This is a genomic window from Kurthia sp. 11kri321 (genome assembly GCF_001534765.1).
Taxonomy (GTDB): Bacteria; Bacillota; Bacilli; order Bacillales_A; family Planococcaceae; genus Kurthia; species Kurthia gibsonii.
Genome location: NZ_CP013217.1, coordinates 1,106,396 through 1,128,193 on the forward strand (window position 1 = coordinate 1,106,396; position 21,798 = coordinate 1,128,193).

At 34.9% G+C, this 21,798-nt stretch carries 20 protein-coding genes; 17 read left to right on the forward strand and 3 right to left on the reverse strand.

Features of this window, described 5'->3' with window-relative positions; translation table 11 throughout:
- The first annotated feature begins 56 nt into the window (after nucleotides 1–56).
- The gene (locus ASO14_RS05635) at nucleotides 57–752 is read left to right on the forward strand and encodes a tRNA (adenine(22)-N(1))-methyltransferase (protein ID WP_068452658.1); all 696 of its coding nucleotides are present in this window, start codon (nucleotides 57–59) and stop codon (nucleotides 750–752) included.
- Complete coding sequence (locus ASO14_RS05640) at nucleotides 749–1,870, forward strand: Nif3-like dinuclear metal center hexameric protein (protein ID WP_068452660.1); 1,122 nt, start codon at nucleotides 749–751, stop codon at nucleotides 1,868–1,870. The genes ASO14_RS05635 and ASO14_RS05640 overlap by 4 nt, the downstream gene beginning before the upstream one ends.
- 41 nt (nucleotides 1,871–1,911) lie before the next feature.
- Here the strand turns inward: ASO14_RS05640 and ASO14_RS05645 are convergent, their stop codons facing one another.
- Entirely contained in the window at nucleotides 1,912–2,889 is a 978-nt protein-coding gene (locus ASO14_RS05645) for a 4-hydroxy-3-methylbut-2-enyl diphosphate reductase (protein WP_068452661.1), read from the reverse strand.
- A gap of 195 nt (nucleotides 2,890–3,084) precedes the next feature.
- On the opposite strand from ASO14_RS05645, the gene ASO14_RS05650 reads away from it, so the two are divergent.
- The 10 genes from ASO14_RS05650 to adhP all read left to right on the forward strand — a co-directional run bounded on the left by ASO14_RS05650 (nucleotide 3,085) and on the right by adhP (nucleotide 13,344).
- Entirely contained in the window at nucleotides 3,085–4,398 is a 1,314-nt protein-coding gene (locus ASO14_RS05650) for a DEAD/DEAH box helicase (RefSeq protein WP_068452662.1), read from the forward strand.
- A 14-nt stretch (nucleotides 4,399–4,412) separates the two neighbouring features.
- Entirely contained in the window at nucleotides 4,413–5,303 is an 891-nt protein-coding gene (locus ASO14_RS05655) for a deoxyribonuclease IV (protein WP_068452666.1), read from the forward strand.
- 137 nt (nucleotides 5,304–5,440) lie between these two features.
- A complete protein-coding gene (locus tag ASO14_RS05660; protein WP_068452669.1) occupies nucleotides 5,441–6,214 on the forward strand; it encodes a metal ABC transporter ATP-binding protein in 774 nt (257 codons plus the stop codon).
- The gene (locus ASO14_RS05665) at nucleotides 6,208–7,059 is read left to right on the forward strand and encodes a metal ABC transporter permease (protein WP_068452671.1); all 852 of its coding nucleotides are present in this window, start codon (nucleotides 6,208–6,210) and stop codon (nucleotides 7,057–7,059) included. The genes ASO14_RS05660 and ASO14_RS05665 overlap by 7 nt, the downstream gene beginning before the upstream one ends.
- A 20-nt stretch (nucleotides 7,060–7,079) precedes the next feature.
- Nucleotides 7,080–7,499 (forward strand): Fur family transcriptional regulator, encoded by a 420-nt coding sequence (locus ASO14_RS05670; protein ID WP_068452675.1) that lies wholly within the window; start codon nucleotides 7,080–7,082, stop codon nucleotides 7,497–7,499.
- A 140-nt stretch (nucleotides 7,500–7,639) separates the two neighbouring features.
- A complete protein-coding gene (locus ASO14_RS05675) occupies nucleotides 7,640–8,272 on the forward strand; it encodes a LysE family translocator (protein WP_068452678.1) in 633 nt (210 codons plus the stop codon).
- 86 nt (nucleotides 8,273–8,358) lie between these two features.
- Nucleotides 8,359–8,718: a hypothetical protein gene (locus tag ASO14_RS05680; protein ID WP_068452681.1), complete on the forward strand. Its 360-nt coding sequence runs from the start codon at nucleotides 8,359–8,361 to the stop codon at nucleotides 8,716–8,718.
- Between the two features lie 452 nt (nucleotides 8,719–9,170).
- Complete coding sequence (locus ASO14_RS05685) at nucleotides 9,171–10,238, forward strand: transglutaminase domain-containing protein (protein WP_197409940.1); 1,068 nt, start codon at nucleotides 9,171–9,173, stop codon at nucleotides 10,236–10,238.
- A gap of 729 nt (nucleotides 10,239–10,967) precedes the next feature.
- A complete protein-coding gene (locus tag ASO14_RS05690; RefSeq protein ID WP_068452690.1) occupies nucleotides 10,968–12,092 on the forward strand; it encodes a transglutaminase domain-containing protein in 1,125 nt (374 codons plus the stop codon).
- A 235-nt stretch (nucleotides 12,093–12,327) separates the two neighbouring features.
- Nucleotides 12,328–13,344 (forward strand): alcohol dehydrogenase AdhP, encoded by a 1,017-nt coding sequence (gene adhP, locus ASO14_RS05695; RefSeq protein ID WP_068452693.1) that lies wholly within the window; start codon nucleotides 12,328–12,330, stop codon nucleotides 13,342–13,344.
- A gap of 46 nt (nucleotides 13,345–13,390) precedes the next feature.
- Here the strand turns inward: adhP and ASO14_RS05700 are convergent, their stop codons facing one another.
- Entirely contained in the window at nucleotides 13,391–13,960 is a 570-nt protein-coding gene (locus ASO14_RS05700; protein ID WP_068452696.1) for a 5' nucleotidase, NT5C type, read from the reverse strand.
- Between the two features lie 21 nt (nucleotides 13,961–13,981).
- On the reverse strand, nucleotides 13,982–15,097 hold the full coding sequence (gene ispG / locus ASO14_RS05705; RefSeq protein ID WP_068452699.1) for a flavodoxin-dependent (E)-4-hydroxy-3-methylbut-2-enyl-diphosphate synthase: 1,116 nt from the start codon (nucleotides 15,095–15,097) through the stop codon (nucleotides 13,982–13,984).
- Between the two features lie 278 nt (nucleotides 15,098–15,375).
- Here ispG and ASO14_RS05710 point away from each other — a divergent pair, with 278 nt between their 5' ends.
- The 5 genes from ASO14_RS05710 (at nucleotide 15,376) to ASO14_RS05730 (ending at nucleotide 21,755) form a co-directional block, all read left to right on the forward strand.
- Nucleotides 15,376–16,995: a Na/Pi cotransporter family protein gene (locus tag ASO14_RS05710; RefSeq protein ID WP_231726993.1), complete on the forward strand. Its 1,620-nt coding sequence runs from the start codon at nucleotides 15,376–15,378 to the stop codon at nucleotides 16,993–16,995.
- A gap of 12 nt (nucleotides 16,996–17,007) precedes the next feature.
- Entirely contained in the window at nucleotides 17,008–17,487 is a 480-nt protein-coding gene (locus ASO14_RS05715; protein ID WP_068452705.1) for a DUF456 domain-containing protein, read from the forward strand.
- Nucleotides 17,488–17,606: 119 nt separating this feature from the next.
- Nucleotides 17,607–18,215 (forward strand): superoxide dismutase, encoded by a 609-nt coding sequence (locus ASO14_RS05720; protein WP_068452708.1) that lies wholly within the window; start codon nucleotides 17,607–17,609, stop codon nucleotides 18,213–18,215.
- A 303-nt stretch (nucleotides 18,216–18,518) separates the two neighbouring features.
- Entirely contained in the window at nucleotides 18,519–20,588 is a 2,070-nt protein-coding gene (locus ASO14_RS05725) for a peptidoglycan D,D-transpeptidase FtsI family protein (protein ID WP_231726994.1), read from the forward strand.
- A 192-nt stretch (nucleotides 20,589–20,780) separates the two neighbouring features.
- On the forward strand, nucleotides 20,781–21,755 hold the full coding sequence (locus ASO14_RS05730) for a PstS family phosphate ABC transporter substrate-binding protein (RefSeq protein WP_068452713.1): 975 nt from the start codon (nucleotides 20,781–20,783) through the stop codon (nucleotides 21,753–21,755).
- Nucleotides 21,756–21,798: the final 43 nt, after the last annotated feature.

Sequence of the window (21,798 nt, forward strand, 5' to 3'; positions counted from 1 at the left end):
CTTTTCTTTATTCAGGGAATTCGCTACAATAGGATGGAAGGGAGGGCACGTGATTTATGAATGCCCAGAAATTATCAAAAAGACTACAAACAGTTGCGGCGTATGTGCCTCAAAACGCAGTAGTAGCTGACATCGGGTCAGATCATGCGTATTTACCATGTTATCTTGTACATCAAGGAATCGTCCAAAAAGCAATTGCAGGTGAGGTTGTTAAGGGACCTTATGAATCTGCATGTAAAGAAGTAAGAACAGAACAATTACAAGACAAAATTACGGTTCGTTTAGCAGACGGTATGGAAGCAGTAGAGCATGAAGATGGTGTAACTGCTGTAACGATTGCTGGAATGGGCGGCCCGCTAATTGCCTCTATTTTAAATAAGGATTTAACACGTTTACACACTGTTGAGCGTCTTATTTTACAGCCGAATATTCATGCAATGGCTATTCGTGTGTGGGCAAAGCAAAATGGTTGGAAAGTGATAGATGAAGCGATTTTAAAAGAAGATCGTAAAATTTATGAAGTACTCGTATTAGAACGTGGGACAGAAAATTTAACAGAAGCAGAATTATTAGTTGGACCTTACCTTATGCGTGAAAAAAATGATGTATTCGTTGAAAAATGGACAGGTGAAGTCAAACAGTGGCAACAAATTTTAGCTTCGATTGCAGAAGTTGAGCAAACAGAAGCTATTCAAGAAAAGCAGAAAGAGTTACACGCAAAAATAGCGATTGTAAAGGATGTGTTGGCATGAAAGCAGTAAGTGGTCAAACAATTATTCAATTATTTGAATCATGGTCACCAAAAAAATATGCAGCAATGGAAAATGATCCTATCGGTTTAGCAGTTGGAACACTAAATAAGAATATTACAAAAGTGTTGGTTACATTAGATGTGAATCATGCAGTGGTAGATGAAGCAATTGAAAAAGGTTGCGAATTGATCATTGCGCACCATCCACCAATTTTCCGTAAATTAGCGCATTTACGTACGGACTCTCCTCAAGGTCAGTTATTTGAAAAACTCATTAAACATGATATTGCAGTTTATGCAGCGCATACGAATTTAGATGTAGCTGAAGGTGGCGTGAACGATTTATTAGCTGAGGCACTTGAATTACACGAAACAAAAGTATTAGTGCCAACGTATAAAGAACACTACTTTAAACTAGCTGTCTATATTCCTGAAAGTCATGCAAAACAATTGCGTACAGCACTTGCACAAATCGGTGCAGGTCATATTGGTGATTACGATAGCTGTAGTTTCCAAACAGCAGGTGAAGGGCGTTTTAGAGCATTGGACGGTGCGACACCTTTTGTTGGTGAAAAAGGTGAAGTACATTTAGAGGCTGAAGTGAAAGTGGAAGTTGTGATTCCAGAATCCTTACAGAAGAAAGCCATTAAAACAATGAAGCAAAATCATCCGTATGAAGAAGTAGCTCATGACTTATATCGTTTAGAAACAGTTTCAAAAGAGATGGGACTAGGACGTTTAGGTTTATTAGAAAATCCAATGACCCTAAAAGAATTCGCAGAACATGTTAAACGCACATTACATGTACCAGCTGTTCGTGTAGTAGGTGACATTACCTCAACTGTTCAAAAAATTGCTGTACTCGGTGGAGACGGTAATAAATATGTAAGTGCTGCAAAATATGCAGGAGCTGATGTTTTTGTAACAGGCGATCTATACTTCCACGTTGCACAAGATGCTGAAGCGCTCGGTTTATCGGTTGTCGACCCAGGGCATCATGTTGAGAGTGTGATGAAAGAGGGCGTCGCTAAAAAGATGACAGCCTTATGTGCAGAACAAAACATTCCATGTGAATTTATTGTAAGTGAACCATCAACAGAGCCTTTCCAATTTATTTAATAAAAATGAGGTATCGCAATTATCGCGACACCTCATTTTTGTTATTGTGCTTCGTATGGTTCAATACGTACAACCGGTTTAGGTTCTTTAATCTTTGGTAAGATTTTATCAAGTGTAACCGTGCGGACGATTTTATGTGTTTCAGGATTGTCGTGTTCATACTGCTCTAAAAACTTAATGACTTCTTTTACAATCGGTGTTGGTGTAGAAGCGCCTGCTGTTATGCCGACAACATCAATACCTTCAAGCCATTCTGTTTTTAATTCAGATACATCTGAAATACGATATGATTTTATATTCGCAATTTCTTCAGATACTTGTGTTAAACGGTTCGAGTTGTTACTTTTCGGATCACCAACAACGATTAGAAGCTCAGCTTGATTTGCTTGTTTTGCAACAGCTTCTTGTCGCACTTGTGTAGCTAAGCAAATTTCTTCATGTACTTCAATATGTGGATATTTCAGTTTTAGCGCTTCCATTAAAGAATGAACATCCCACTGTGACATCGTTGTTTGATTCGTTACAAGCAACTTGTCGTTTTGTAAGTCGAGTGCCTCGATATCAGGAATATGTTGTACAAGATGTACATGGTCTGGTGCAACACCAATCGCACCCTCAGGCTCTGGATGACCCTTTTTACCGATATAAATAATATCGTAACCTTCTCTTGTTTTTTCTTCGATTAAGTCATGTGTCACCGTCACATCTGGACATGTTGCATCAATCGACACAAGCCCTTTACGACGTGCCAATTCACGTACTTCTGGTGAGACACCATGAGCAGTGAAAATAACAGTTCCAGATTCTACTTTTTCTAAAATATCTAAACGATTTGCACCATCTAATGTAATAATTCCCTCAGATTCAAATGCATCCGTTACATGCTTATTATGAACAATCATCCCTAAAATATAGATTGGACGAGGTAAAGTCTTATCTAATGCCGCATTTCGTGCGATAACCATAGCATCAACAACACCATAGCAATAACCACGAGGGGTAATCTTTACAACTTTCATTCGTTCAAACTCCTTTCAATACCAGTACTTCTATTATAACGAAGTCCCAGCTGTTATACAATTCACGCGTATAGGAATGAAGAAATTGTTACAAAAATCAATTGACAGAGTATAAATTCATTCGATATGATAACGAAATGTGCTACTTGAACGGGAATCATGTTACAATGTAGAAAGCATGTGAGGAGTGACAAAATGTCAAAATATACAGATTATAATTTCCAACCTTTCCTTCGTGAAGCGATTGGAAAGTTAGGTTTTACAGAACCAACACAAATTCAAAAAGAAATGATTCCTTTAATTTTAAAAGGAAAAAGTGCCATTGGCCAATCACATACAGGAACAGGAAAAACACATAGTTTCTTAATTCCAATTGTGGAGCGTATGAACGCAAAAAAAGAAGAAGTACAAGCAGTAATTGCTGCGCCAACTCGTGAGTTAGCACAACAAATCTTCATTGAACTTGGTAAGTTAATTGAAGGAACAGAGATTCAAGCCAAATTATTTATTGGTGGAACAGATAAACAACGTTCAATTGATAAATTAAAATCACAACCACAAATCGTTGTAGGTACGCCTGGACGTATTCGCGATTTAGTAAATGAACAAGCATTACTTGTTCACACAGCACAAATGCTTGTAGTCGATGAAGCAGATTTAGCATTCGATATGGGATTCATTGAAGATATCGATCAATTTGCTTCTCAAATGGGTGAGAATTTAGAGATGTACGTTTTCTCAGCAACAGTACCTGAAAGCTTACAACCATTTTTACGCAAGTACATGGCTTCTCCAGTGCATGTACAAATGAATGATAAGCGTCCGGTCGCAGAAAACTTAGATTTCTATTTAGTACCAACACGTAGTCAATCAAAAAATGAAAAATTACTTGAAGTGATTAAAGCGATTAACCCGTATTTATCCATTATCTTTGTAAATACACGTAAGCAAGCAGATTATGTAGCTGATTTCTTAGCGAATAATGGTATCAAAACGGGTCGTATTCATGGGGATTTAACACCACGTGACCGTAAACGTATGATGAAGCAAATTCGTGATTTAGAATTCCAATATATCGTAGCGACTGATTTAGCAGCACGTGGTATTGATATTCCAGGTATTTCGCATGTTATTAACTATGAATTACCACAGGATTTAGAGTTCTTCATTCACCGTGTGGGTCGTACAGCACGTGCAGGGAACAAAGGACAGGCGATTACAATCTTTGAACCATCCGAAGAAGATGCATTAGCTCGTATTGAAAAAATGAACATCTCATTTGAAATGAAAGACATTAAAAATGATGAGCTAGTAGATATGAAAGAGCGTCACTCACGTCAAAAACGTGATGGTGCGAAAAAAGAGGACGAGATTGATCGTATTGCGAAATCGCGTGTTCGTAAACCGAAAAAAGTAAAACCAGGTTATAAACGTAATATGCGCTGGGAAATGGACAAAATTAAAAAGAAAGAGCGTCGTAAACGCGCACGTTCTCGAAATAAAAAATAGGTGGGATTGAGAAGATGCTATTAGGTTCACATGTTTCAATGAGTGGAAAGAAAATGCTACTTGGCTCAAGTGAGGAAGCAGCTTCATACGGTGCCACAACGATGATGATTTATACAGGTGCGCCACAAAATACACGTCGTAAAGCAATTGAAGAATTAAACATTGCAGCAGGACGCGCGCATATGGAAGCAAACGGTATTTCAAATATCGTTGTACATGCACCGTATATCATTAACATTGCCAATACAACAAAACCTGAAGTATTCCAACTGGGTGTTGAATTTTTACAAAAAGAAATTGAACGAACAGAAGCACTAGGCGCAAAACAGATTGTCTTGCATCCAGGTGCACATGTTGGAGCAGGTGCTGATGTAGGAATTGCTAAAATTATTGAAGGCTTAAATGAAGTGTTACAAGTCGATTCACCTGTGCAAATTGCTTTAGAAACGATGGCAGGTAAAGGTTCTGAATGTGGTCGTACATTTGAAGAATTGGCGCGTATTTTTGATGGTGTTGTCAATAATGAACGTCTATCTGTTTGTTTTGATACATGCCATACGCATGATGCGGGTTATGATATCGTTCATAATTTAGACGGTGTACTTGCTGAATTTGACCATCATATTGGCTTGAAAAACATTAAAGTATTACACATTAATGATAGTAAAAACCCAATGGGCGCTCATAAAGATCGCCATGAAAATATTGGTTTTGGTCATATTGGTTTTGAGCCATTACATCAAATTGTTCATCATGAAGCATTTGTAGACGTACCGAAAATTTTAGAAACACCATGGGTAGGACTTGATAAGAAAAAGTCAAAAGCACCATATAGTTATGAAATTGACATGTTGCGTTCAGGTGTATTTTCAACATCACCAATCGCTGAAATGAAGGAACAATAAAAAAATCTCTCGTACATATTGTGCGAGAGATTTTTAATTATGAGTAGTAGGCAAAAATCCTTTACATTCATACATTCTTCTATTATAATTTTAGTTTGTAAATCGTAATGATTCTGAATTAGAAAGAAGCGAAGTATATGGAGAAGCAACCCCTCATTGAGTTGCAAAATGTTTCATTTCAATATGAATATACCAATGTATTAAATGATATATCACTGACAATAAATGAAGGTGATTTTTTAGCATTATTAGGGCCAAATGGTTCAGGTAAATCAACAATGTTAAAGTTGATTCTTGGGTTATTAAAGCCAACAAGTGGACAGGTGAAGTTATTTGGACAAGATGCAGCTAAGTTTAATCATCGAGAATGGATTGGCTATGTATCGCAAAAGTCGAATTCATTTAACTCAGGCTTCCCAGCAACGGTCTGTGAAGTCGTAGCAAGTGGTTTAACGAAGAAGCTAGGTCTATTTAAGCGTAAGTCTAAAAATGAAGAAAAACTCGTTTTAGAAGCACTACAGTCGGTAGGAATGGAAGCGTTCATTCATCGTAATATCGGAGAGCTTTCGGGTGGTCAGCAACAACGTGTCTTTATCGCACGCGCATTAGTCGCCGATCCAAAGCTTTTAATTTTAGATGAGCCAACAGTAGGGATTGACTATGAAAATGTGCAAAGTTTTTATGATTTAATGGCACATTTGAATCGTCGTCATGATATGACATTATTATTAGTAACGCATGACGTGGATATTGTCTCAAGTAAAATCAGTCATGTTGCATGTCTGAATAAAACGATTCATTTCCATGGTTTTAAAAATGACTATATGAACTTGTCAAAAGAACAGTTGAATGAATGGTATGGCTATTCCGTTCGAAAAATTCATCATCACAAGGAGGATGAGACATGTTAACATCCATCTTGCATTATGAATTTTTACAAAATGCCTTTTTAGCAGGGATGATTATTGGATTAATTGCACCATTACTCGGTGTCTTCATTGTTGTACGTCGTCTATCATTAATTGCAGATGCTTTATCGCATGTGACACTAGCAGGGATTGCAGGAAGTCTTTATTTAAGTCAGAGTGTTGTTGGGTTAGCTACATTGAATCCACTTTACTTAGGTATTGTTGCAGCAGTTGGTGGGTCGATGTTAATTGAAAAATTACGTCGACTGTATAAGCATTTTGAAGAATTATCGATTCCGATTATTATGTCAGCAGGTCTTGGTTTAAGTGCTATTTTTATCTCACTGGCACAAGGGTTTAGTACGGACTTATTCAGTTATTTATTCGGTTCTGTTTCAGCTGTAAGTCGACAAGATTTATGGATTGTTATCGGGATTGCAGTAATTGTACTTGTTTTTATCTTTTTACTATATAAAGAGTTATTCGTTCTATCATTTGACGACGAATATGCAAAAGCGAGTGGCTTACCTGTTAAAGTGATTCATACCATCTTTATGATTATTACAGCGCTTGTCATTGCTGCTTCAATGCGTATTGTAGGGATTTTATTAGTGTCGTCACTGATTACATTACCGGTTGCGGCGAGTATTCGTATTGCAAAAAGCTTTAAACAGACGATTGTGTATGCGATTGTATTTGGTGAATTAGCAGTGATTGTCGGATTGGTAACTGCCTTCTATCTAAATCTAGCACCAGGTGGTACAATTGTGATAACATCAATACTTATTTTATTAATTGTTTTAATCGTAAAAAAAATCATGAATAAACGTGCGGCAAGTGTAAACTAAGAGAGGAGTCGTGGTTTGAGATGAACGTCCATCGAGCTTGGGAAATTTTAAAAGATAAAGGTTTTAAGAAAACAGATAAACGCGAACAGATTTTAGCGCTTTTTAGTGAAAGTGAAAAATATTTAACAGCACGTGACTTATTGGATGTTATGAAAAAAGATTATCCTGGTATGAGCTACGATACGATTTATCGCAATCTATCGACCTTTGTAGATTTAGGCATTTTAGAGTCTACTGAATTATCAGGAGAACGTCATTTCCGTATGCAATGTGAAACAGCACATCACCATCATCATTTTATCTGCATGGATTGTGGCAAGATTAAAGAAATTCATCATTGTCCGATGGAGATGCTAACGGAACAATTACCTGGTTATGAAGTCGATCAACATAAATTTGAGATTTATGGAAAATGCCCTGAATGTGTTACGCACGCTTAATGACTATATAAAACAAAGAAGCCTGTAGAATGTAGCGATACATTTTACGGGCTTTTTCATAATATATTAGATAAATATGAAATGCTTCTACAAAAATATCTGAAAATTGTTTATAATCAATCAAAGAAGGAGTGGGTTAGATGCAAGAAGTATGGATGTTTGCGGTAGTTGCGCTATTAATTGTCATGGTTCCAGGAGTAGATTCATTACTCGTATTAAAAAATACGATTTTACATGGCAGAAAAGCGGGTATTTTAACGATGGTAGGTATTATTTTAGCACTCATCGTCTGGACGACTCTAGCAGTACTAGGACTCGCTGCAGTCATATCGAAATCATTATATGTTTTTCTATTCATCAAATACGCAGGGGCGCTTTATTTAGTATATTTAGGCATTCAATCATGGCGTGCACGCGCTCAAAGTGTGACGTTACAAGAAGCAGCTATTCCTGAAAAACAGCCGTTTAAAAATACGATGTTAAATTGTATGATGCAAGGTTTGACAACGGACTTATTAAATCCTAAAACCTTATTGTTATATGTCACATTGATGCCTCAATTTATTCAACCAAATCAAGCAGCGAATATACAGTTAATTATATTAGCAAGTGTACTAATGATTATCGCTATTTTTTGGTTAGGAATTGTTGTATTCATCATTAATATGATTCGTCAGTGGTTCTTACAGCCGAAGATTCAAAGTGCATTCAATAAAGTCACAGCACTTGTTTTAGTTGGTTTAGGTGTACGAATTGCGACAGAAAAAATCTAGTTCTATATTGTTCACAGCATGCTAATATTTTGACTACCGAAACTATGCTATACTGATATCAAAATAGATAGATGAAGGTGACGAATGTGAAGCATATGAAATGGATAGTTCCAACAGTAGTAATTATTGTAATTGGTTGGGTAGCGATTTATGGTTATGTTGCAAAAAATGTACCTGTAGAAGATTTAACGAATCTACAACTATCTGAAAAAGATGGCTATTTACATGTAACAGGTGATTTTAAAAATGCTTCAGATCGTTATGCAGGATACAATTATACAATTGTAGACGGTAAAATGTATTTGTCAATTAAAGCTGCTAAATTTACAGGTAAAAAGGGCGGATATGATTTTAAAATCCATGAAAATCATGCAAGAGAATTAAAAGAGGTAACACTGCGTGGGACGAATGAAAAGGATCAACGTGTTGTACCGATTAAACGCTAAAAAGAAAAGCACTCTGGTATATATTTATATGCCAAAGTGCTTTTTATTTTCATGGAATTTTTCGAATATGTTTCATTGTGAACGCACTATAAATAAAATGATTCAAAAGACTTTTTATTAGGTAAAACAATCATTTCATAAGCATTATGGTTTTATTTTGCGAAAAATATCGAAAATATAAATTCAGAATAGAGTCTTTAGTTTATAAAAAAATAGAAGCTATAACATTTTTTTGATAAATAATACCTTTTTTATAAAAATAAATATATCGTTAAAAAAACATTAAGTAAAATAACTATACAACCTCTTTTTAGGTCTATTGACTCTTTTATTTATAATATATATATTAATTCTAAAGTTATATTTAAAAGAAAAAAATAGTTCTATAGAAGTTGTTATACATGAGATTAAAGCAAATATTTCTTTTAGTTATGAGTGGTTTTTTTCTTTTCATGTTACAACCATTTACAGAAGTAAAAGCTACTAATTTAGTAAAAGTAGAAAATATAGAAGAATTAACAAAAGAAGTAACTAGTAGTTTGAAAAATTTAAATACAGAAAAGATTATTCAATATGTAGGAGAGACAGAAAATATTACGCAACAAGTGAAGAAAATTATTCCTGAAATAATTCAAAAGCACGATGAAGTGGCTGGGACATTAAAGTCGTATAAGTATCAAATAATGTATACACAAGATAATGCACAACTGACATATTATTTTACATATTATACATCTAAAGAAAAAAGTCAAAAGGCCGGTCAATTATTAAATAAAGTGGCACAGCAAATTATGAAAACGAATAAAACAGATTATGAACGTGTCAAAGCAGTGAATGATTATGTTGTATCGAATACTCAATATGGCGGGAAAACTCAAGATCGTTATACAGTGTATGGGTTACTTACTAATAAACAAGCGGTTTGTCAGGGATATGCTTTAACAGTTTATGATTTACTAACACGTATGAAGATTCCAGTTCGTTATGTAGTAGGAACATCATTAGGACAAAATCATGCTTGGAATAAAGTAAAAGTAGATGGTAAATGGTATAACTTAGATTCAACCTGGAATGATCCATTGCCGAATAGACCAACAGAAGTAAATTATAATTATTTTTTAATTAGTGATCGTGTATTTTCGAAAGATCATACATGGAAAAAAGAAAACTATCCTGTAGCAATAAGTACCAAATATGATTTTTTGGCAGATACAGGTTCAGCTATTCAAGTGGGTAATCTATTTTATTATTCGAATAGTAAAGATCAACATCGTTTATATGCATATGATATAAAATTAGCTAAAAAAACTAAGCTTTCTAATGTACGTGTACAATATATTACGTATTCAAAAGGAAAGCTGTATTTTAGTAATTATTCAAATGGAGCATATTTATATCGTATAGATACGAGTGGTAAAAATCTCAAAAAAATAGCAACACGAGCTGCTAAAAACATTGCAGTAAAGGGGAGCTATATATACTATCAATCAGGTGCAAAAATGTATAAAGTAAAAGTTTAAAATAGTAGTAATATATTATGCTATTTGGCATTAAAGTACTTCTTATTTAAGAATAAATTTATTGTTGTTTTGTAAAAGAGCTAGTTAATTTAATAAAAAGGTTTAAGATAATCATATAGAGGTAAAGAACAGTACCCATTAAAAACGTCCAATTATATTATTTTTGTCACTTTTCATTCATAATATTGTTAAATTTTTTTAATGAAGTGAATAAAATGAATTTATATAGTATAAAAGATTCTCTTTAAATCTTTGTAAAAATTTATTTATTTTAAACAATGACTGTTAGTAAACTCCACTAGCAGTCATTTTTTTGTGCTTAAAATACTTCTTAGATTGTAAAAAAACAACCAAAAAGTACATAGATAAAACGGTAGAACTATAAAATGATAAAATTTAATATTAATAACTTATTATTAGTTATAAAATACTATTTATAGATTAGATTATATTGATTTTAGCTTTTTTTGAGTTTAAAATAGGTACAAAGACTAATTTTTAACTTGAAAAATAATATATATATGATAAAGTTTTGATTGTAAGTAAAGGAAAGTAAGGAAAAAATAAAAAATATTCTTACATAAGTTCTAAAGTAACAAAATGTTTTTATTGAAAAATAAAATAGATATAAAGAAATGTTAATTTAGAAATATAAAAACAAATTAAGAAAATAATAAGTCTAAAGATATATCTAAAAGTAAATATGAGGAAAAAGGGAGAAGATTAGATATGGTAAAAAAAGCAGTTGCAGCATTTTTATTTGGTATGATTGTAGTGTTTGGTAGTTTATTCGGAGTAAATATAGAAGAAGCGCACGCAGCATCAAACACAGCAAAAAATATGACACAATATAATCAAGTATTAAAAAGTAATTTAAAAAATTTAAATACGAGTTTTTCAATCACATACACTGGTAATCAAGCAACTTTACGTAAAGAGTTACCGAACTTAGTCAAAGCACAACAAAAACAAGAACCATTAATCGCAGCAAACTTAAAAACATACCGTTATAAAGGTAAAACAGTATCAAATAAATTAGTTGTAACATATCAAGTAACATATTTAGCAACAAAAGCACAGGAAAAATATGCACAAACAGAATCTAAAAAAATTGCTCGAAAAATTAAAGCAAGTAACAAAACAAACTTTGATCGTGTCAAAGCAGTAAATGATTACATTGTAGGAAAAGCGACATATGGTGGTAATACACAAACAAAATATACAACATATGGCGTATTAAAAAATCGAGTTGCTGTATGTCAAGGATATGCAATTACAGCTTACCGTATGTTTAAAGAAATGGGTATCCCAGTTAAATATGTAGAAGGTCGCTCAAAAAATGTTGGTCATGCATGGTTAAAAGTAAAAGTAAGTGGACAATGGTACAACTTAGATATTACTTGGAATGATCCACTACCAAATAATAACTATAAACGTAGCTACAAGTATTTCTTATTAAGTGATAGTGAATTACGTAAAACGCATTCTTGGAACAACACAGGTTTACCAGTAGCAAAATCAACAAAATTCAACTTCTTTAAATCAACATCTTCAGTTACAATAAACGGTTCAACAATCTACTATGCAAATGATAAAAATCGTCAACGTCTATACAGCTATAATGTATCAACAAACAAACATAAGAAAATATCAAATACTCGTGTACAATACTTAGCTTATAAAGGTGGTAAAATTTACTTCAGTAACTATACAAATCATGGTGAGTTAGCCGTGATGAAGACAAACGGTAAGGGGCAAAAAAATCTTAATCGTACATTTACAAAAAATATTTATGTATCAGGTAAATATGTGGTATATCAAACAAATAATAAATACTATAAACGCGCAGCATAACGAATAAAATAGCTTCTTTAATAATTTGTAGACATAAGTTTATTTTGTATAACTTATGTCTATTTTTTTAAGAAAAATAAACGTAAAAAAAGTATTTTAAGGAAAAATTTAGACAATACGTGTTTTTATTTGACCATTATATTCCATAATAGGTATAATCATGATTGTAAATGATGCGATTTATCATTTTATGTTTCACCAAAAAATTGCCCACTATGGAAGGAGAAATGTTTAAATGAAAGCAGCAGTAGTCGCAAGTGATAAAACAGTTAAAATTGAGGATCGTGAATTACGTCCGTTAAAGCATGATGAAGCTTTAGTTAAAACGGAATATTGTGGTGTATGCCATACAGATTTACACGTAAAGAATGCTGACTTTGGCGATGTAACAGGTGTTGTATTAGGTCATGAGGGTGTCGGAAAAGTAATTGAAGTGGGAGAAGATGTGACAACTTTAAAAGTTGGAGATCGTGTATCAATTGCTTGGATGTATGAAAGTTGCGGACATTGCGAATATTGTACAACAGGTCGCGAAACATTATGCCGTGACGTGAAAAATGCTGGTTATACAGTAGATGGTGCGATGGCTGAAGAAGTAATTGTAAAAGCAGATTATGCAGTAAAAGTTCCAGATGGTTTAGATCCAGCAGCAGCTTCATCTGTTACATGTGCAGGTGTTACAACATATAAAGCAGTAAAAGAATCTCATATTCGTCCTGGACAATGGATTGGTGTGTTCGGAATTGGTGGTTTAGGTAATTTAGCAGTTCAATACGCGAAAAATGTATTCGGTGCTAAAGTAGTCGCATTCGATATTAGCGATGAAAAACTAGCATTCGCAAAGGAGCTAGGTGCAGATGCAACAGTGAACTCACTAAATGAAGATCCAGTTGAAAAAGCAAAGGAACTAACAGGTGGTAAAGGGTTAGATGCTACAGTTATTACAGCTGTTGCCAAAACACCATTCAACCAAGCTGTCGATGTTGTAAAAGCAGGAGCACGTGTTGTAGCAGTAGGTTTACCTGTAGATAAAATGGACTTAGATATTCCGCGTCTTGTACTAGACGGAATCCAAGTAGTAGGTTCTCTAGTTGGAACACGTCAAGATTTAGAAGAAGCCTTCCAATTTGCTGCTGAGGGTAAAGTAGTACCGAAAGTAGCACTTCGTCCAATTGAAGATATTAACGATATCTTTGAAGAGATGGAAGAAGGTAAGATTACAGGACGTATGGTAATTGACTTTACAAAATAAACAAAAAAGGAGAGATTTCGTCATAGCGAAATCTCTCTTTTTGTAATTAAATACCAAATTCTTTTTTAACCCAGTTTTCTGCCTCGCGCCAAGTATCAACACGTAAGACATTACGAGGAACTGCTTCACGATTATACGGTGCATCGAATAAAATAACAGGTATATCTAATTCCTCAGCTAACATGACAGCATTCGAATGTTTATCTTCAAAAAATAATTCGACACCTTGTTTTTTGGCTGCGATGACTTTACTTGCATTGCCAACAATCTCAAGTGCATCAAACGGAATATTTGAAGATTGTAACCACGTTTTTGTGACATCTGTGGCATTCGTTTCACGCGCTGTAATAAAGTTTAGCTTCGTATGTGGATGCCAATTATTTAAAATGCGTACAACATCTTGTTGAAGCGGTGGGTTACGATACATCTCAAGCTCTGTTTCCTTAAACCATTTATAAAAATCATTCGGGTCAACAGGTAAAGCTTTCGATAAATCATATTCCAAAATATCATCTAGCATTAAATTTGTTTGATACTGTTTATTAATAAACGGAAGCAAGAACTCTTGTGCTGTAATTGTACCGTCAATATCAATTCCAAAACTATATTCCTTCAATTGTCTTGCCTCCATTGTAACTTATTGTTTTTTAAGAGCTTCTTTTTCAGCCTCTTGTTTTGCATAATATTCTTCAGCAAGAATATTAATCTCTTTTTTCAATTCTTCTACCATTGTTTCCTCTGGTACTTTACGAACTGTTTTACCGTGACGGAATAATAAACCTTCCCCACGTGCACCGGCAATACCGATATCAGCTTCACGTGCTTCACCAGGACCATTTACCGCACAACCAAGTACAGATACTTTAATTGGTGCTTTAATTGTTTGTAAATATTCTTCTACCTCATTTGCAATTGAAATCAAGTCAATTTCAATACGTCCGCAAGTAGGGCACGAAATTAATGTTGGAATATTTGAAGCAAGACCGAATGATTTTAATAATTCGCGTGCTACTTTAATTTCTTCTACTGGATCTGCTGAAAGTGAAATACGAAGTGTATTACCAATCCCTTTTGAAAGGATTGCACCAAGACCAGCAGATGATTTAATCGTACCTGAGAATAAAGTACCTGACTCTGTAATACCTAAGTGAAGTGGATAATCAAAAGCTTTAGCTGCTTTTTCATATGCTTCAATCGCTAAGTTTACATCAGAAGCTTTCATTGACACGATAATATCATGGAAATCTAAGTCTTCTAAAATTTTAATATGGTGTAATGCAGACTCAACCATACCATCTGCAGTTGGATAGCCATATTTTTCAAGAATTTTACGTTCTAATGAACCAGCATTTACACCAATTCGAATTGGAACGCCTTTTGCTTTAGCTGCATTAACAACAGCTTCTACTTTTTCTTTACGTCCAATATTACCAGGGTTAATACGAATTTTATCAACGCCTGCTTCAATTGCTTTTAAAGCTAATTTATAGTCGAAGTGAATATCTGCTACTAACGGAATATTAATTTGCTTTTTAATATCCGCTAATGCATCAGCTGCACGTTCATCTGGACATGCAACACGCACAATTTGACAACCTGCTTCTTCTAAACGATGGATTTCTGCCACTGTTGCTTCTACATCATGTGTCTTAGTTGTTGTCATACTTTGAATAATTACTTCATTACTGCCACCAATTGTTAAGTCTCCAACACGTACTTTACGTGTTTTGGAGCGGTGTGTTATTTCGCTCATCAAACTCTCTCCTTCATTGGCTGATCTAGTAGCCTCACTATCCCTATTCTATCAGTCTTTGAAACTAATTTACAAGGGAGAAACATTGTATAAGATAGGTTCTACCTATTTTCGTGTTGAAAAATACGTAAAAAGGAACGAAATAAGAAAAAACAAGTTGCACAGAAAGGGAGAAACTATCAAAAAAACCATTTTAAGCCAATATAGGGTGTTTACAATTCTCTTTTTTCATGTTCATAATAGAGGTATTAACTCAAGAAGGGTATGTTAATGTGAACATGAATTGGCAAGAGATGATGGTACAATTTGCAGGCGGCTTAGGTCTGTTTTTATTTTCAATTAAATATATGGGAGATGGTTTACAAAAGTGGGCGGGAGATCGTTTGCGGGACGTCTTAGATCGCTACACGACCAATCCACTTTCAGGTGTACTTGTAGGAATTATCGTAACCATTCTCCTTCATTCAAGTGCCGCAACTGCGATTATTACAGTTGGTTTAGTTTCAGCAGGCTTTCTTACGTTAAGACAATCAATTGGTGTCATTATGGGCGCAAATGTAGGAACGACGTTAACTGCATTTTTAATTGGATTTAATTTAGGGAACTACGCATACATATTAGTAGCAGTTGGTGCATTATCTATTTATTTTGTAAGAACGCCCCTATTTCAAAATATAGGACAATTATTATTTGGTTTAGGTGGCATGTTTATCGGACTGGATCTCATGTCAAATGGTATGGCGCCACTTGCCAACTTGAATTCTTTTGTCGAGTGGTCGATGAAAATTAGCGAGTTCCCTCTATTTGGTGTGCTGATTGGTATCATGTCGACATTCATTGTTCAAAGTTCGAGTGTGACAGTCGGTATTTTACAAGGGATGTTCGATGAAGGAATGCTACCAATTCATACAGCTCTACCTATCTTATTCGGTGAAAATATCGGGACAACTCTAACTGTTATTTTGGCATCGATTGGAACAACCGTTATGGCAAGAAGAACAGCAGTCACACACCTACTTTTCAATTTAATTGGAACAGTCGTATTTTTAACGTTCGTTAATTTCTTTACGCTCTATTTGGAATGGTTGATGAATATCTTCAATTTACAGCCACGTATGGTGATTGCATTTGCACATGGTTCATTTAATATTGGCAATGTCATGTTACAATTACCATTTATCGGTGTAATGGTATGGCTTGTCACAAAGGTTGTACCAGGCGAAGATAGTACTGTACAAATTCGCGCTAGTCAATTGGACGAGCAATTTATTAGTGCCTCACCCTCGATTGCGATTGGACAGGCAAAAGAAGAGGTTGTTCGCATGGGTGATTATAGTATCGAAGGATTGAAAAAGACTTGGGCTTATTTTGAAACATTCGATCGTCAAGTAGGGAATGAAGCTTTAAAGATAGAAGAAGTTATTAATAGTATGGATCGTAAAATTACAGACTACTTAATTCGAGTATCCAGTCAATCGTTGTCAGATACAGACTCCGCACGTCATCATGTCCTACTTGAAAATATTCGAGATATTGAACGAATTGGTGATCATTTTGAAAACATCGTTGAATTAATTGATGATATTGTCGCCAATCGTGTACAATTTAGTGCAATCGCAAAACAAGAATTAGCTGAAATGTATGAACTCGTCTTACAAAATGTTGAAGCTGCGCTCTATGTATTGAATACGAATGATTACAAGGATATAGAGCAAATTGAAAAGCGAGAAGAACAAATTGACCAATTAGAGCGCGTATTACGTAAAAAGCATATTCATCGTTTGAATAAAGGATTATGCACAGCTTACTCAGGTATTATTTTTACAGATATAATGAGTAATTTGGAACGAATTGGTGATCACGCCGTCAATCTAACAGAGAGTACATTACAAAAATAAGGAGTGATTTGGATGAGTATACTTGCATGGATTTTAATTATTCTCAGTTTCGTTATCGCATTTATTGGTTTAGTCTATCCGATTATTCCTTCCGTTCTATTTATATTTTTAGGCTTCATATTCTATGGGATTTTTTATGAATTTGGTGACCTTGCTTGGTGGTTCTGGGTTATTGAAATACTTTTAACCGTTTTATTATTTAGTGCAGATACGCTATCGAATATTGTCGGTGTGAAAAAATTTGGTGGCTCCAAAGCAGGAATGTGGGGGAGTACAATCGGTTTATTGATTGGACCGTTCGTTATACCTTTTGCTGGCATCATTTTAGGACCATTCTTAGGTGCGGTCATTGCAGAGTTGATTGTGACGCGTAGTTCGATTAAGAATGCTGTACTATCAGGAGTGGGTTCATTAGTTGGCTTCTTAACGTCCATTGTGACAAAGGGAATTATTCAAGTTATTATGATTCTCCTATTTATTTTTGCAATATAAAAATTCCGTCTAAAGACTGAAAAACGTATGGAATAGGCATTTTCATTTGAATAACGAATCATTTTTTGTTAATCTAAACGTGTAGTAAATAATAGTTATTCCAAGGAGGAATTTGAATTATGGCTTTTGAATTACCAAAATTACCTTATGCTAACGACGCACTAGAACCACATATCGATGCAAGAACAATGGAAATCCACCATGATCGTCATCACCAAACATATGTAACAGGTTTAAACACTGCTTTAGAAGGCAAAGAAGAATTTGCAGGTAAAACTGTAGAAGAAATCATCGCAAACTTAGATGCTGTTCCTGCTGATGTACGTACAGCTGTACGTAACAACGGTGGTGGCCACGCAAACCACTCTCTATTCTGGCTTTTATTAACTCCAAACGGTAAAGGCGCTCCAGAAGGCGAATTAGCGGCTGCAATCGATGCAAAATTCGGTTCATTCGACGCGTTCAAAGAAGAGTTTGCTAACGCTGCAAAAACTCGTTTCGGTTCAGGCTGGGCTTGGTTATCAGTAGTAAACGGTGAATTAGAAATTTCTTCTACACCAAACCAAGATTCACCAATCATGGAAGGTAAAACACCAATCCTTGGACTAGATGTTTGGGAGCACGCTTATTACCTAAACTATCAAAACGTACGTCCTGACTACATTGCAGCATTCTGGAACGTAGTAAACTGGGACAAAGTTGCAGAATTATACGCAGCAGCAAAATAATTTTGTAATTTCGGAACAAAACACGCCAACTTCACGTCATGAAGTTGACGTGTTTTTTCTATGTAAAAAAAGAAGAATGGGTTCTCTAGAAAACAGGACTTTTTATGTAAGATATTGGGTACATGAAAGAGAGGAAACGAACCCATAAAGAGTAGCATGAGACTGTTTTTTACATAAAAAAATGTTATACTACTATTTATGAAAAGGACAGAGGGAGGCCCACTGATGAAGCGAAAGAATAAAGGTAAAACTAAGCGCTCCTCCAACGGCAATGCAAAGCAGAGAGCCAATCTTTCCCTACGAATGAATATTTTGTTTTTTACAATTTTTATCTTATTTACAGTGTTAGTTATGCGGTTAGGATATGTTCAAATTGTAAAGGGAGAAGAATATGCTCAGCAACTTCAAAAAACAGAAGAAGCAACAGTGAATACAAGTGTGCCGCGTGGGCGCATTTTTGACCGTAATGGGAAGGTTTTAGTAGATAATAAGCCGAAAAATGCCATTACGTACACAAAGTATTCAACGACTACTTCGGAAGAAATGTTAAAGATGGCGAAAAAGTTATCAAAACTGATTACGATGGAAACAGATCGTATTGCAGAGCGTGATAAATTGGATTATTGGATGATTAAGCATCCGAAAGAAGCGAAAGCAAAAATCACGAAAGAAGAAGAGAAAAAAATCTTAGAGAATGGTAAAAAAGCAGGCGACCAACAAAATGAGATTGATCAAATCATTCGTGAACGTATTACAAAAGAAGAATTAAATTCTTTAACAAAAAAAGATTTACAGATTGTAGCGATTTATTCGAAAATGGTCGCAGGGTACAATTTATCGCCTCAAATTATTAAGAGTGATAATGTATCGGATGAAGAGTTTGCGGTTGTATCTGAACATCTAAGTGAATTACCAGGTGTGAATACAACAACAGATTGGCAACGTGAAAAGAAATCGGATTTAAGTATTCTTGGTGCCACAACAACGCCAAAAGAAGGGATTCCGAAAGATAAATTAAGTTACTTCTTAGCGCGTGACTATTCACGAAATGATCGTGTCGGTAAGTCGTATTTAGAACAAGAATACGAACCTATCTTACAAGGGGAAAAGTCTGTTGTTAAATCAGATACGGATAGTAGTGGTAAAGTAGTTGATACGAAAGTTGTAAAAGAAGGGAAAGCAGGTAAAGACCTTGTTTTAACAATTGATAGTAAGCTACAAAAGGAAACAGATAAAATTGTAACCGAACAATTAATGATGGCGAAGCGTACAGGTGCTTCGAGTTTATTAGATCGCGCTTTCCTTGTGATGATGGATCCGAATACAGGTGAGATTTTATCAATGGTAGGTAAGAAGATTGAAACAGACGATAAAGGAAAACAACAAATTACGGACTACTCAATTGGTAACTTTACAAGTTCATATGAAGTAGGTTCGGTTATTAAACCAGCTACGTTATTAACAGGTTATCATTATAATGCGATTAATATAGGAGAATACATTGTCGATTCACCTGTTAAATTAGCCGGTACAAGACCGAAATCTTCTATCTTCAACCGTGGTGGTTCAATTTCTCTAAACGATACAACTGCAATTGAACGTTCATCTAACGTTTATATGTTTAAAACAGCGATGAAAATTGCTAAATTACCATATATTTATAATGGACCACTTCCAACAACAACTGAAGACTTTAACCGTATACGTCGTTACTACGCACAGTTCGGTTTAGGGGTAGAAACAGGTATTGATTTACCTGGAGAATTTACAGGGGTTAAAGGGTCTGAAACAATCGGTGGTAAGTATCTCGACTTAGTAATCGGACAGTACGATACATTTACACCGTTACAATTAGCACAGTATGTCTCAACAATTGCGAATGGCGGTAAGCGTATTGCACCTCGTCTTTTAAAAGAAATTCATGAACCGTCACAAGATGGTGAAAAAATCGGTGCTTTAGAACAAGAAATTCAACCAAAAGTATTGAATACGATTGATAACTCTGAGCAAGAGATTAACCATGTGAAAGATGCAATGAGCAAAGTGTACTACGGTTCACAAGGCTCAGGTGCAAGTCAATTTAAAGATTCGAAATTTAATGGTGCTGGTAAAACAGGTACTGCACAGGTAGTATACTTTGGACCACAAAAAAGTCGATATGGTACAGAAACATTAACGGTTACACACGTTGGTTTTGCACCGAAAGACAATCCTCAAATAGCTTATGCGGTCGTTGTACCTTGGATTACAACATCAGAACAATATACGCCGATTAATAATATTATCGCGCGTAAGTCAGTTGATAAGTACTTTGAGCTGAAAAAGAAAGAAACGAAAAAAGATAAACAAACAATCGGTACAAAAATTCAATAGTTCTTATAAGCTGTATCTCTTTATAACAAGAGGTACAGCTTTTTTTGTTTTCATATACAGTCTTTACATACGTTTACAAATCATTAACAAAATGAACATACCTTCTTACAATTCATTTATATGTCCTCAATAATCATTCTTTATAGTAAGTGTTGTAAGAAATAATAAACAGAACGCTTAGGGGGAAAAACAATGAAAAACTGGAAGTACTTTATGATGACATCAATCGTAGGCTCGGCATTAATCTTAGGAGCGTGCGGCAATAACAATAACGAATCATCAAAAGGATCTTCAACAACTTCTCAAACAGATGCACAAGCAGGTGAGAATGAGAAGCTAGAAGGTAAAATTTCAGGAGATGGGTCTTCAACTGTTGCACCAATCATGGAAGCAATCGTAGAAGAATATTCAGCAGTACAACCGAAAGTGCAAGTATCAGTGGGTGTGTCAGGTACTGGCGGTGGATTTGAAAAATTCATTAACGGCGAAACAGACTTCTCAGATGCTTCTCGTCCAATCAAAGAAGAAGAAGCAGCGAAGTTAAAAGAGAAGAACATCGACTACACAGAATTAAAAATCGCATTTGACGGCTTATCAATCGTTGTAAACAAAGAAAACACATGGTTGAAAGATGCGACTGTTGACGAAATCAAAAAGATCTGGCTAGAAGATGGTAAAGAGAAAAAATGGTCAGATATCAACCCAAAATGGCCAAACGAGAAAATTGTTTATTATTCACCAGGAACGGAATCAGGCACGTATGACTACTTTGTAAATGATATTTTAGAAGGTAAAGACATCGTGAAATCAGCTACTTTATCAGAAGATGATAATGTTCTTGTAAAAGGTGTTGAATCAGATAAAAATGCAATTGGCTACTTCGGATTTGCTTACTATGTAGCGAATAAAGATAAGTTACAAGTGGTAAAAGTTGATGGTGTAGAGCCAACGCATGACACAATTGAATCAGGCGAATACACACCGCTTTCACGTCCACTATTTGTTTACGTGAAAAATGAAGCAGTGAAAAATAATCCTGTAATGTACAACTTCACAGAATACATGGTGAAAAATGCAGGACCGATGGCTGAAGCAGTTGGTTATGTAAAAGCACCAGAAGATGTTTATAAAGAAGATCTAGAAAAAGTAGAAAAATTAAAAAAATAAGGTGTCACAATTGAAGGACTGACCTACCAGTCACCTGCCATTA